The following is a 12754-nucleotide window of genomic DNA, read 5'->3' as shown; positions in this document are numbered from 1 at the left end:
TTTAGACGCAATGAGGCTGTGATTAGCTCAGAATTGGCGGTCTATAAAGGGAGGTAATAGTATTACTTGATATTAAACTTTTAAAAGAAAGAATCTTATTTGGGGTAGTATGTGCTGGTGCGTGGTTGATGCTAGCTATAAATGCGGCAGCGGTTGCACAGCCGGTTGTTAAACAGTCACACTCTTGGGCGCAACAACTTTCAGTTCCAGATTTATTACCGTCAAATGAATCAGTCTCAAAGCTATCAACATTCAAAGAGGTTGACTCTGCAGCTATTTTATCATGATGGCAATTTGGCATGTTAGCCATACTATTGGTATTTTGCGCTGCACTCTGTTGTAACGACTGTTTAGCCATTTGCAAACTTACCATTTTACTCGTCATGCTATAAAACATAGACATTGATGCTGTTGATTGACCAATGAAGATCAAACAAAGCAATGACAGCAATAATGTTTTATTTATAAAAGTAGGCACAAGTAGCACTTAACCATTGAGTTGATATTAAAGTTAATATTAATACATAGCGTAAAGAACTCTTTGATTCTAGCACCGTTGAAAAGAAGAAAGCAATGATACTTATGGCACCTATACCTGTTATCATTCAAAGTGTAGGATTTTAGTGAGAATTTAAAACACGTTAAGCACATCGCTCAAACACTATAAAACCGACTATTGCTTGTTAACGGATATAACGGTTATTTTTAATCAAATTATCTATTATTACAGTAGTAAGAATTACAGCATAAGTTATTTGTTAATGGTTTGTTGTTAGGCGAAGCCTGTCAATTGTTAATAATGTGTAATTAAATTAACAGCTTAGCTGCAGTTTTTTGTCAGATTACTTTACATAATTATTTTGATTGATTTATGAATAAGTTATATTTGATTGAAATTCAACGAAATTTAATTTTCGGAATGATTTTTGCTTTAAGTATAGGTGTTAGGCTAATAAATTAGCTTTTTTGAATTAGCCGTCAAAATTTCGGAGTCGGGGTAAAGAGGATGTATATGAAATGTAAATATTTTAATGCCGCATTAGCCGGTTTAATCTTGTCTGTGAGCTGTGCAGTTAATATTGCTCAGGCAGGACTAATTGCCTTTAATGATAGAGCAACGTTTGAAAACTATTTAAACGGGGAAAGTATCGACACTTTATCTTCGATAAAGAATACGGGTTTCACGGGGATTTTCAGTTCTAATGACTTTAAAGCCTCAGGAAAGATGCACCAATGTAATACTAATGTTGATTGTGGTGGAGCGTATGATAATATGGATAATAAATATCTTTTAGCATATAACAATACACTTGATTTTTCGTTTAACAGCCCAATCGCTGCCTTTGGTTTCGATTTTAATTCTTATTCTACTAAAATATACAATGAGGCTGTTGTCGTAGCACTTAATGGCGTAAGCTCACAACCCACAGGTGCTTCTGGCGGATTTTTTGGTATAGCATCTGATGATGGCTCTACCTTTTCAACTGTAAATTTTGTTAGTAATTTAAAGAATACTGTATTTGATAATATTACTTATGCAGCTTCAGTTAAAACAGTACCTGTTCCTACACCGTCAACTCTGGCTATTTTTGCATTAGCAATGATTGGTTTAGCGGCACGTAAATTTAAGAGATAATCTTAATCGATTCAATCCCTATTTTTAGCCATACCAATACTTTTAAACACCAATTGTAATGATTGGTGTTTTTTTATCCCTGTAATTTGACAATCCCTCTTAGCGTAGAAGCACCACCTGAGCTCTCTATCTATTTAACCTGAGTTCGGGATAATGAAAGTGAGTAGAATAATAATATCAATCACTTAGGATTTTACCTTTACAATAGTTTTAATTATTCGTAGTACAAGGCAGGAAAGCGAAGCCAATAACGGGTTATTGGGAGCTTTCATAACGAAGTAATACGGGTAATTAAGGCTGTTGTAGCATTTTGCTTACCCCGAACTCAGGTTATTTATTGTATGGTATTAGTTAGCTTGCCATTTACACTTTACCTCAGTTACCATGAACTTTAATCTAAGAATAAATATAAATAAGGGATTTTATGCGTGGTGCAGGTGGTACATCAGGTGGTTTAGGGCAGTTTTTTGTTGGATTAATCATGATGTGCGGTGGCTTTTACATGCTACTTAATGCCATTACTGTAAGCTCTAGCTTTGGTATGGGTATGCGCCTTTATGGTTTTTCAGCGATGGGCGGAAATTATAACCTAACTAGTGGCATGGTGATGATTCCCTTTATGTTCGGTATAGGACTTATTTTTTATAATGGTAAAAATATTCTTGGTTGGGTATTAGCACTAGGCTCTATAACGGGTTTAATTTTTGGGGTGATATCGTCTATACGATTTACCTTTAGAACCATGTCATCGTTTGATTTAATTGTTATTTTAGTACTAGCAATTGGCGGTTTAGGGTTATTTTTACGATCGTTAAAGAAAGTAGATGCTATGCCTACAGAATAATTATTAGATCTAATGCGTGATTTATAAAAGTAAATAGATAATGAAAAAAGCCAATGACGTAATTATCTAGGAGTCCCTAGATATTCACGTAATTGGCTTTTGGCTTTCTCAGAAATCAGATATTTAATGAGATTGCTATTAATTCAAAAAGGCTTGATAAGCCAAGTTTTTAGTCTCTTCTTGCCAATGATAACCTAGGTCATCAAGATGTTTGAAAAACTCGTCTTGTTGACTGTTATCAAGGTTAAAACCTGTTAGTACTTGGCCAAATGCTGCACCATGGTTACGGTAATGAAATAGAGTGATATTCCAATGTTCGCCCATTGCCGCTAAGAATTTTTCTAATGCGCCTGGGTGCTCAGGAAATTCAAAACTAAACAAACGTTCATTTTGATTTTCTTCAGCACTTTGTGGGTTTTTACCACCAATCATGTAACGAACATGCAATTTAGCTAATTCATTATCAGTAAAGTCTATGGCTTGATAATTAGCGTCGCGTAAATTTTGCATTAACTGCTCACGTTCATCAACATTACCACCTAAACGTACACCAACAAATACTTCAGCGCTAGCTTTACCTGTATAGCGGTAATTGAACTCGGTAATGGCACGGTTACCTATTGTTTGGCAAAAACGTTTAAAGCTACCTTTTTCTTCAGGGATAGTTACCGCTAAAATAGCTTCTTTCTTCTCACCTAACTCACATCGTTCAGATACATAGCGTAACGTATGAAAATTCATATTTGCACCAGATAAAACGGCAGTTAAGGCTTCGTTACCTTTACTGGTTTGGCAGTATTTTTGTAAACCCGCTAAAGAGAGGGCTCCTGCAGGCTCTGCAATAACACGGGTTTGCTCAAAAATATCTTTAATGGATGCACATATTTCATCGGTTGTTACCGTAATAACTTCATCGCAATAACGTTGAATTAAATCAAACGTATGTGTGCCTATACGTTTAACTGCAACACCGTCAGCAAATAAACCTACTTGTTCAAGGTCTACAGGTTTGCCAGCAGCCAAAGCAGCTTTTAAGCAGGCTGAATCTTCGGCTTCAACACCAATAATTTTTACGTTTGGTCGTAATTGTTTGATATAAACAGCCATACCTGCGAGTAAACCACCGCCGCCTACCGGAATGAAAACAACATCAACTTTTGGTAGTTGCTGTAATAATTCTTTAGCAACAGTACCTTGACCAGCAATAACATCAACATCATCAAAAGGGTGAATAATCGTTTTCTTTTCTGCGGCGGCATATTCAATAGAAGCAGCTTGTGCTTCGTTAAAACTATTACCAACGAGGCGTACTTCACCACCAAAACGCCTAACATTATCTACTTTTATGTCAGGAGTTGTTTTAGGCATAACAATAGTCGCTTTAATGCCTAGTTTGTTAGCCGCCAAAGCTAAGCCTTGTGCGTGATTACCCGCCGATGCAGCAATAACACCATGAATACATTGCTCTTCGGTTAAGCTGTTAAGCTTATTATAAGCGCCACGTAATTTAAATGAGTGTACTGGTTGCTGATCTTCACGTTTCAAGTAAATTTGATTATTTAAACGTGTTGATAGTTTAGTGCAATGTGTCAGCTCAGTTTCAACGGCTACATCGTACACTGGCGCTAGCAAAATACGCCTAAGGTATGCTAGTTGCTCTGCTTGCTGTGCCAATAATGCTTGATCCTGCGTGTCCATTTAATTCAACCTTGAATTTTAAAAGTAAGATAAAAATGAGATGATAAAAATTAGAAAACCTAAACAGTCATACGAACATACGTCTGTTTAGGTTTAATATTTATCATTGAGCATGAGTTAATATTTTAATATATCATCATGTCTGTAGCGCTGTTACTAAGAGTGACTAATCTACTAAACCATCAAGTAATGCACGGTTACGTACAGCACCTTTGTCGGCACTTGTTGCTAACATTGCATAGTTTTTTAAGGCGTAACTAATTGGACGAACACGATCAGCTGGTTTCCAAGCATCTTTACCTTTAGCCTCCATCGCGGCTTTACGTTCAGCTAAAATTTCTTCGCTTACTTGTAAGGTAATTTCACGTGTAGGAATATCGATATGAATGATATCGCCTTGTTCAACTAATGCGATTGTTCCGCCGTCAGCTGCTTCTGGTGAAACGTGACCAATTGATAAACCAGACGTACCACCAGAGAAGCGACCATCGGTAAGTAATGCACAGGCTTTACCTAAGTGCATAGATTTTAAGTAAGTGGTTGGGTATAGCATTTCTTGCATACCTGGACCACCTTTAGGGCCTTCATAGCGAATAACTACTACTTCACCAGCAACAACTTTGCCGTCAAGAATACCCGCTACTGCGTCGTCTTGGCTTTCAAAAATATGTGCAGGACCAGTAAAAGTTAGATTATCGTCATCTACACCAGCAGTTTTAACTACACAGCCATCAAGGGCAATGTTACCTGAAAGTACCGCTAAACCACCTTCTAGTGAGAATGCGTTATCAATACTACGAATACAACCGTTTGCACGGTCATCGTCTAATGTATCCCAACGGCAATCTTGGCTGAATGCTTTAGTGGTACGAATACCTGCAGGGCCTGCACGGTAGAATTTTTTAACGTCTTCATCGTCAGTTAAGGTGATGTCATATTTAGCAATTACGTCGGCTAATGTGGTACCTAAAACATTCGGTACGTTGGTATGTAATAAACCCGCGCGCGATAACTCACCTAAAATAGAGATAACACCGCCAGCACGATGCACATCTTCCATATGATATTCAGGCGTAGACGGCGCTACTTTACATAATTGCGGAACAAGGCGTGATAACTTATCCATATCGTCCATGGTGTAATCAATTTCAGCTTCTTGCGCGATAGCAAGTAAATGCAAGATAGTGTTGGTAGAACCACCCATCGCAATGTCTAAACACATTGCATTATGTAAGGCATCTTTACAGGCAATATTACGTGGTAATGCAGATTCATCATTCTGTTGATAATAACGTTTTGTTAATTCGACAATTTGTTTACCAGCATTTAAAAATAAGTTTTTTCGGTCAGCGTGAGTTGCTAACATTGAACCGTTACCTGGTAAGGCAAGGCCAAGTGCTTCAGCTAAACAGTTCATTGAGTTAGCAGTGAACATACCAGAACATGAGCCACAGGTTGGACATGCAGAGCGTTCGATTTTATCGCTGTCTTCATCACTAACTGTAGAGTCTGCGCCTTTAATCATCGCATCAACTAAATCAAGTTTAATGATTTGGTTTGAAAGCGTTGTTTTACCCGCTTCCATTGGGCCACCTGATACAAAAATAACTGGGATGTTAAGGCGCATTGCAGCCATCATCATACCAGGGGTGATTTTGTCACAGTTTGAGATACAAACCATAGCATCAGCACAATGAGCATTTACCATGTATTCAACAGAGTCAGCAATTAAATCACGTGATGGTAAGCTGTAAAGCATCCCTGAGTGACCCATAGCAATGCCATCATCAACGGCTATGGTATTAAATTCTTTGGCAACACCACCCGCTTCTTCAATAGCGCCTGCTACTAATTGTCCCATATCTTTTAAATGTACATGACCAGGAACAAACTGAGTAAAAGAGTTAACTACGGCGACAATAGGTTTTCCAAAATCGCCGTCTGTCATGCCCGTTGCGCGCCATAGGGCACGAGCACCTGCCATGTTACGGCCTTGAGTAGAAGTAGCTGATCTTAATTTAGGCATGATGTTTGTATCCATGTTAAAGGTGTGAGGAGAAGTACATTCATTTTTAAAATTATTGCTAATCGCTTATCACAAGTTCAAAATAACTTTAAAAATGAAACACTATTTAACCTGTTGTAGCATTTTGTTTACCCGAATTCAGGTTATTTAAATATAGTTTTCATTTAAGCAGTACATACAACACTTATCAAGGTAATGAATGTACTGCTTTTACTCGTTTTTTACAGCAGATAGAGCCTATTCTACAGACTCTAACCAGCCCCACTTATCTTCAGTAGTACCGTCGAAAATACCAAAGAAAGCTTCTTGAAGTGCTTTAGTTACCGGGCCACGTGAACCTGTTCCTACAGGTAAACCGTCAACCGTTTTAACAGGCACGATTTCTGTTGCGGTACCAGTCATAAAGAATTCATCAGCAACGTATAATGCATCACGCGCAATTGTTTCTTCACGAACTTCATAACCTAAATCAGCAGCTAAAGTCATTACTACGTCACGTGTTAAGCCAGTTAAAATAGAAGCTGAACTTGGTGGCGTGTAAATTACACCTTTACGTACTAAAAATAAGTTTTGACCAGCGCCTTCACTTACCATGTTATTAACGTCTAATGCGATACCTTCAGTGTAACCATGACGAGCCGCTTCAGTAGAAATTAATTGTGAAGATAAGTAGTTACCGCCTGCTTTTGCCGCCGTAGGCATAGTGTTTGGCGCTAAACGATTCCAACTTGAAACACCCACGTTAACACCGTCTTCAATCGCTTCAGCACCTAAGTAAGCTTCCCAGCTAAAGGCTGCGATCATAGCATCAGCAACAGCATCAGTAGGTGGGCGTAAACCCATACCTATATCGCCTAAGAAAAATAATGGACGTAAGTAAGCAGACTTTAAACCATTTTTAACAACAGCATCTTTACAAGCTTGAGAAATTTCTTCAGGCGTGTAAGGAATGTTCATGCGGTAAATTTTTGCTGAATTAAAAAGACGTTCAATGTGTTCTTCTAAACGAAAAATACAAGTACCTTTGTGCGTTTCGTAAGCACGAATACCTTCAAATACTGAAGAGCCATAATGTAGAGCGTGGCTCATTACATGAACTGTTGCGTTTTGCCACGGCATTAACTCACCGTTAAACCAAATTAATTCTGCGTTTACTTTTGCCATCTTCGTTCCTAAATCTTAAATGTGTTGTTCTGTAATAACTAATGGCTCGAGGTATAGGTCAAGCCATAAGTAGTTATTAAAAAACGAATTTTATTAAATGAATATATTGCGTTAAATTGCTGCAGCAGCTAAATCGGCACTATTGTCGACTTCAACACCTTTGATATCGATTAGCTTGTTGATTTGATCAACTAATAAACTAATAGGACGTTCGCTACTAACACTCAGAGTAATAGTACCAACATTATTACCTGTATTTACTTCAGCGTGCATACCGTTGATTAAAAAACCGCGGTATCGAGTAACCTGTAGAATTCTTTCTAATACTACTTGTCTGTCATCAACCATAATGATTAATTTGTAGTTATTTAGTGTGGTAGGTTTCATCTTAAACACTCTCCATCATTTGGTCGTTTGCTGTATTTGGCGGAACTAATGGCCAAACATTTTCTGCAGCATCAATTTTTACTTGTAAGAAATAAGGGCCATCATGATCTAACATTTCGTTTACTGCAGCGTCTACTTCGCTTTTCTTACTGATAAGTTTTGCTTTAATATCAAATGATCTTGCTAACATAAGGAAATCAGGATTGTCAGATAAATCGGTTTCACTTAATCGACCATCAAAGAATAGGTCTTGCCATTGGCGAACCATACCTAATTTTGCGTTATCAATTAACACGATTTTCACAGGAATTTGGTAACGTTTAATTGTTGCTAATTCTTGTACGTTCATCATGATTGAACCATCACCTGAAACGGTGATTACAGTGTCATGAGGGCGTGAAATTTGTGCGCCAATTGCTGCAGGTAAACCAAAGCCCATAGTACCCATGCCGCCACTGGTTAAAAAGTTACTTGGATCGTCAAAATCCATGTGCTGTGCAGCCCACATTTGATGTTGACCAACATCAGTAGTTACACAGGTATTGGCTGGCATTAGGTTGCTAATAGTATTTAATACTGCAGGTGCATAAATGTTGTCACCTGGGTGATCGTAACGCCATGCACAAGCAGCTTTACTTAATTGTATTTTTTCTTGCCATGCTGTGATTTCTAGCGTGGTAGATAATTGTGGTAAGTTGGCTTTTAGGTCACCTAAAATTGCAACATCAGCTTTGCGACGTTTGTTTATCTCAGCAGTATCGATATCGAAATGGATAACTTTGGCGTGTGGAGCAAACTCATCAAGTTTACCTGTTACTCGGTCATCAAAACGAGCACCAACAACTACTAATAAATCACTTTCTTGTACGGCCATATTTGCGGCTTTTGTGCCATGCATACCTAGCATGCCTAGATAATTTACGTTATCAGGGTTAATAGCACCTAAACCTTTTAACGTTGAAACACATGGAATGCCTGTTATATTAGCGAAAGCACGTACTTCATCAATAGCATTAGCCATACCAACACCACCACCTACGTATAAAATAGGTTGCTTAGCGCTTGTTAATAACTCAACAGCATTACCTATATCAGCTAATGGTAATTTAACTTTGTTTTCTAAATGAGAAAGTTTGTCAAAACGTGTTGTAACTTCAGCTAACTGAATATCTTTTGGAATATCTACAAGTACAGGACCTTGACGACCTTCTAATGCGATTTCAAATGCTTGGTATAATACTTTTTCTAAATCATCAATATCGGTTACTTGGAAAGAATGCTTAGTACAAGCAAGAGATAAACCAAAAATATCGATTTCTTGGAAAGCATCGCTACCCATAGCAGCAGTAGGAACTTGACCAGTAATTGCCACAACAGGAATTGAATCAGCTAGTGCATCAGCAAGACCGGTAATTAAGTTAGTAGCACCAGGACCTGATGTTGCTAAACAAACACCAACCGTATCAGCAGCACGAGCATAACCGACAGCAGAAAACGCAGCACCTTGTTCATGGCGACATAAGAAATGTTTTACTTCACTGTCGTATAACGCATCATAAATTGGCATGATGGCGCCACCAGGGTAACCAAACACATGCTTTACGCCATGTTCTTGTAGTACTTCAAATAATAGTGCGCCGCCTGTTAGCGTTTTACTCTCGGTCATGATGATTCCAATTTTTTATCGTGTTAATTTCTGTATTTTTTAATATTTTATTTAGTAACTCTTGTTTTAATAGATAATTAACTCAAAAGTGCTAAAACGAAAACCCTCGGTTCTTGCGAAGCGAGGGTTTGTTATTTGATTGAATGCTTATTTTAGTTCAACAAAACCCTCGAGATGATCTAATAATCACCACGACGAGAAGGTTTACAATAATTGTGCTGAATAGTTGCATTTCGTTTCTTTTCTGTATTTTTTAAGTTGCCGATAATCCGTTCAGCATCACTTGATTATAATATCACTTATTAATTGATGGGTTGATAACACTATTTACGTGTATCTATTATTACGGATATTATTACTGAGCTATATCTACGTAAATCAATTTTCTAGTTAAATTTTCTAGTTAATAAGTATCATAGCGCTAATGCGGTATGCAAGTTTTTTTATTATAGCTTTTTTATACAGCAATCGACAAGGGCTAATAAAACCAATTAAAGATATTTGAACTATACTGAAACTAGGAATCATTAAAATGGAATTTTTATGTCACTTTCTTGTATATATAGCAGGGCTAGAATCGGTCTTGAATCTCCTCTTGTAACTGTTGAAGTACATCTTGCCAATGGTCTTCCTGCTTTTAACATTGTCGGACTTCCTGAGACTTCAGTGAAAGAATCAAAAGATCGGGTTCGTAGCGCTATTATTAACTGTGGTTACGAGTTCCCAGCAAAAAGAATCACAATAAATTTGGCCCCCGCAGATTTACCTAAAGAAGGCGGACGTTTTGACTTGCCTATAGCGGTAGGAATTCTTGCTGCATCAGGGCAATTACCAGCAGTTGATTTATCAAAATATGAGTTCGCAGGAGAACTAGCTTTATCGGGTGAGTTACGCGCCATTGTGGGTGAAATACCGGTAGCTATTGCCAGTTGTCAAAATGATCGAACTTTGATTATTCCGATGGAAAATATTGAACAAGCGAGTTGGGTTAAAGACGCAAAAATTCATGGTATTAATCACTTAACGCAGTTATTTGCCCATTTTGCAGGACAACAGCTTTTGCCTTTGGTGACTGAGCAAATATTGATTGAAGAAACTGTTGAAAAAGTTTTAGATATTAGCGATGTAATGGGGCAACCATTAGCTAAACGTGCATTAGAGATAACAGCAAGCGGTGGCCATAATTTACTTTTCATCGGCCCGCCTGGTACTGGAAAGACTATGTTAGCAAGTCGTTTAGCCGGTATTTTACCAGCTATGACCGAAGAGGAGGCATTACAAGTTGCAGCGATACAATCAATAAGTAACCAAGATATTAGTCGTAAATCATGGTTTACTCGCCCTTTTCGCGCGCCACATCATACGGCTTCTTCAGCAGCGTTAGTCGGTGGCGGCAGTCAACCAAAACCAGGCGAAATCACACTAGCGCATAACGGTGTACTTTTTCTTGATGAACTACCCGAATTTGAAAGAAAGGTATTAGACGTATTACGAGAGCCGATGGAGTCCGGTGAAGTCACTATTTCACGGGCGATGCAAAAACAGTGTTTTCCTGCGCGTTTTCAATTAATCGCGGCGATGAACCCAAGCCCCACAGGTTTTTATAATGACAATCGTAGCACTCCTGAACAAGTACTGCGCTATTTAAGCCGTTTATCAGGTCCATTTCTTGATCGTATTGATATTCAAATAGAAGTTGCAAGACTACCACGCGGTACTTGGGCTGAAACAAGTGAAACCAATGAAACGAGCGCTACCGTGCAAAAACGGGTACGAGCATGTCGTGCTATTCAATTACAACGTCAAGGTAAGTCAAACGCGCATATTGGAAGTAGTGAATTAAAACAATTTTGTGCGTTGAGTACAGAAGATAATGAGTTTTTAGAGTTGGCTGTTGAGAAACTTGGCTTATCAACACGAGCGCATCATAAAATATTAAAAATCGCCAGAACACTGGCTGATATGGAAGAAGTGAAAGACATATCACACAAACATATAGTCGAAGCGTTATCTTACCGCGCAATGGATAGATTACTTCGACATTTAACGAGTGCAGTGACTTGTTAATTCTAGGATAAATACTGCCTTATTATTTAACCATGAGATAAAGGTTTTTCATTTAGCTGAATAAGTGAGGCCTATTTTATTTTCTGTTAGACGTGAAAACGACAAGGTTAATGGTGTCTAAGAGGCGATAACGCAGTAAAAATGGCTGTTTCAATAAATAAACAGCCATTATCTTTTTACTATTAATTTAATTGAGGTGCAAATAGCGCTTTTGGCAGTTGGTCTGAACTAGGCGCCAATAAAGTAAGCGTTGTGCCTGGAGGTATTAATCCAGCGGTTTCTAATGCTGTTTCTTCCTGCACTATTTCAGATTGATCTTCAGCTTCTGTATTCGCACTATTATTTTCATTACAGGCTGTTAAAGTTAATGTAGCTATAATAAGTAGAATATATTTCATTATTGCTCCTTAATATTTCACCCAAAAACTAGCGTTATCGTGAATTTCACTTAACGTTGATTTGCCTTCTGCTTCAATTAATTCTTGAGTAACAGTGTTACTGCTATAAGCGGCATCATCCCACCAAACAATTTCAGCGTCATTAAATATACTCATGTCATGCAAATGCTGATCTGTGCCAGTAGTATATTGATTCCATCCAGGTGAACGAGCTGGCATTACCATTAATGATGGTGCAGGGTTACCTTCTGTACTACTGCTATGATCATGACCACCAGATTCTACATCCCAGCTAACAGAAATTTCTTGCTCGCTATCATTAATACAATATTGTGTCGTTGGAATAAATACGGTACTAAAGGCTGCGTCAGGTAATTTACCTCGAAAACTGACCTTGTAATATTGTGTATCGCTATCGCGCTCTGTACCCGCTGCTTTTACCCAAGTTATTTCGTTATAGCTATGCTCACCTTCCATAGCAACTACTGTTGCTTGACCAAACACTGCATCAATGGCATAAACAGAGGTAATACTTGATGGTACTTTAGCGACAATACGTACTGTATCTTCAGAGCCAGAAACTTCATCGGTACATCCATGAGGAATGCTTAATTCTATAATACTTGATTTATTAACAAAGTGAGGACCAGAAGCGATGCTAACATGTGCTTGAGCTGCGGCAGCAACCATACATGAACTTGCTAATAAACTTGTTTTTAATGCATTTTTCATATTATTTCCTTTTAATTGTAAACTGGGCGTTATTATAAGGATCATTAATAAAAAGAAAATGTGGCAAATTGTCGCAGTTATTTATACCAAATTGATTAAGTTCTTTCCCACTCAGCGAGAATTAAAAGGTTTAAAA

Annotated in this window: 11 protein-coding genes; 3 read left to right on the top strand and 8 right to left on the bottom strand. The window is 38.0% G+C overall.

What is annotated here, in order from left to right:
* Positions 1-22: 22 nt before the first annotated feature.
* A complete protein-coding gene (locus CWS31_RS08595; protein WP_101345766.1) occupies positions 23-478 on the bottom strand; it encodes a CopL family metal-binding regulatory protein in 456 nt (151 codons plus the stop codon).
* A gap of 534 nt (positions 479-1012) precedes the next feature.
* On the opposite strand from CWS31_RS08595, the gene CWS31_RS08590 reads away from it, so the two are divergent.
* Both CWS31_RS08590 and CWS31_RS08585 read left to right on the top strand, forming a co-directional pair.
* A complete protein-coding gene (locus CWS31_RS08590) occupies positions 1013-1636 on the top strand; it encodes a PEP-CTERM sorting domain-containing protein (protein WP_101345765.1) in 624 nt (207 codons plus the stop codon).
* Between the two features lie 424 nt (positions 1637-2060).
* Positions 2061-2480, top strand: coding sequence for a hypothetical protein (locus CWS31_RS08585; RefSeq protein WP_101345764.1), 420 nt, complete (start codon positions 2061-2063; stop codon positions 2478-2480).
* A 138-nt stretch (positions 2481-2618) separates the two neighbouring features.
* Here CWS31_RS08585 and ilvA read toward each other — a convergent pair whose 3' ends face one another.
* From ilvA to ilvG, 5 genes are all read right to left on the bottom strand, one after another.
* Complete coding sequence (ilvA, locus tag CWS31_RS08580; RefSeq protein ID WP_101345763.1) at positions 2619-4178, bottom strand: threonine ammonia-lyase, biosynthetic; 1560 nt, start codon at positions 4176-4178, stop codon at positions 2619-2621.
* Positions 4179-4344: 166 nt separating this feature from the next.
* A complete protein-coding gene (ilvD, locus tag CWS31_RS08575; RefSeq protein WP_101345762.1) occupies positions 4345-6204 on the bottom strand; it encodes a dihydroxy-acid dehydratase in 1860 nt (619 codons plus the stop codon).
* A gap of 237 nt (positions 6205-6441) precedes the next feature.
* Positions 6442-7368 carry a branched-chain amino acid transaminase gene (locus CWS31_RS08570; RefSeq protein WP_101345761.1) on the bottom strand — a complete coding sequence of 309 codons (927 nt, stop codon included), beginning with the start codon at positions 7366-7368 and terminating at the stop codon, positions 6442-6444.
* Positions 7369-7479: 111 nt separating this feature from the next.
* Entirely contained in the window at positions 7480-7755 is a 276-nt protein-coding gene (gene ilvM / locus CWS31_RS08565) for an acetolactate synthase 2 small subunit (protein WP_101345760.1), read from the bottom strand.
* Position 7756: 1 nt separating this feature from the next.
* The gene (ilvG, locus tag CWS31_RS08560; protein WP_101345759.1) at positions 7757-9421 is read right to left on the bottom strand and encodes an acetolactate synthase 2 catalytic subunit; all 1665 of its coding nucleotides are present in this window, start codon (positions 9419-9421) and stop codon (positions 7757-7759) included.
* Positions 9422-9964: 543 nt separating this feature from the next.
* Between ilvG and CWS31_RS08555 the strand changes: the two genes are divergently transcribed.
* Positions 9965-11488, top strand: coding sequence for a YifB family Mg chelatase-like AAA ATPase (locus CWS31_RS08555; RefSeq protein WP_101345758.1), 1524 nt, complete (start codon positions 9965-9967; stop codon positions 11486-11488).
* A 182-nt stretch (positions 11489-11670) separates the two neighbouring features.
* On the opposite strand, the gene CWS31_RS08550 is transcribed toward CWS31_RS08555, so the two are convergent.
* Entirely contained in the window at positions 11671-11886 is a 216-nt protein-coding gene (locus CWS31_RS08550) for a hypothetical protein (RefSeq protein WP_101345757.1), read from the bottom strand.
* A 9-nt stretch (positions 11887-11895) separates the two neighbouring features.
* A complete protein-coding gene (locus CWS31_RS08545; RefSeq protein ID WP_170252824.1) occupies positions 11896-12618 on the bottom strand; it encodes a DUF1775 domain-containing protein in 723 nt (240 codons plus the stop codon).
* Between the last annotated feature and the right edge of the window lie 136 nt (positions 12619-12754).

This window comes from Colwellia echini (assembly GCF_002843355.2).
In the GTDB taxonomy this organism is placed as follows: domain Bacteria; phylum Pseudomonadota; class Gammaproteobacteria; order Enterobacterales; family Alteromonadaceae; genus Colwellia; species Colwellia echini.
Note: the sequence above shows the minus strand (reverse complement) of the source record. Positions and strands in the feature narration are given on the sequence as shown.

What these genes read in the sequence shown, in the direction of transcription:
- CWS31_RS08590 (WP_101345765.1), top strand. Translation starts at nt 1,013, where the DNA reads ATGAAATGTAAATATTTTAATGCCGCATTAGCCGGTTTAATCTTGTCT.
- CWS31_RS08585 (WP_101345764.1), top strand. Translation starts at nt 2,061, where the DNA reads ATGCGTGGTGCAGGTGGTACATCAGGTGGTTTAGGGCAGTTTTTTGTT.
- ilvA (WP_101345763.1), bottom strand. Translation starts at nt 4,178, where the DNA reads ATGGACACGCAGGATCAAGCATTATTGGCACAGCAAGCAGAGCAACTA.
- ilvD (WP_101345762.1), bottom strand. Translation starts at nt 6,204, where the DNA reads ATGCCTAAATTAAGATCAGCTACTTCTACTCAAGGCCGTAACATGGCA.
- CWS31_RS08570 (WP_101345761.1), bottom strand. Translation starts at nt 7,368, where the DNA reads ATGGCAAAAGTAAACGCAGAATTAATTTGGTTTAACGGTGAGTTAATG.
- ilvM (WP_101345760.1), bottom strand. Translation starts at nt 7,755, where the DNA reads ATGAAACCTACCACACTAAATAACTACAAATTAATCATTATGGTTGAT.
- ilvG (WP_101345759.1), bottom strand. Translation starts at nt 9,421, where the DNA reads ATGACCGAGAGTAAAACGCTAACAGGCGGCGCACTATTATTTGAAGTA.
- CWS31_RS08555 (WP_101345758.1), top strand. Translation starts at nt 9,965, where the DNA reads ATGTCACTTTCTTGTATATATAGCAGGGCTAGAATCGGTCTTGAATCT.
- CWS31_RS08550 (WP_101345757.1), bottom strand. Translation starts at nt 11,886, where the DNA reads ATGAAATATATTCTACTTATTATAGCTACATTAACTTTAACAGCCTGT.
- CWS31_RS08545 (WP_170252824.1), bottom strand. Translation starts at nt 12,618, where the DNA reads ATGAAAAATGCATTAAAAACAAGTTTATTAGCAAGTTCATGTATGGTT.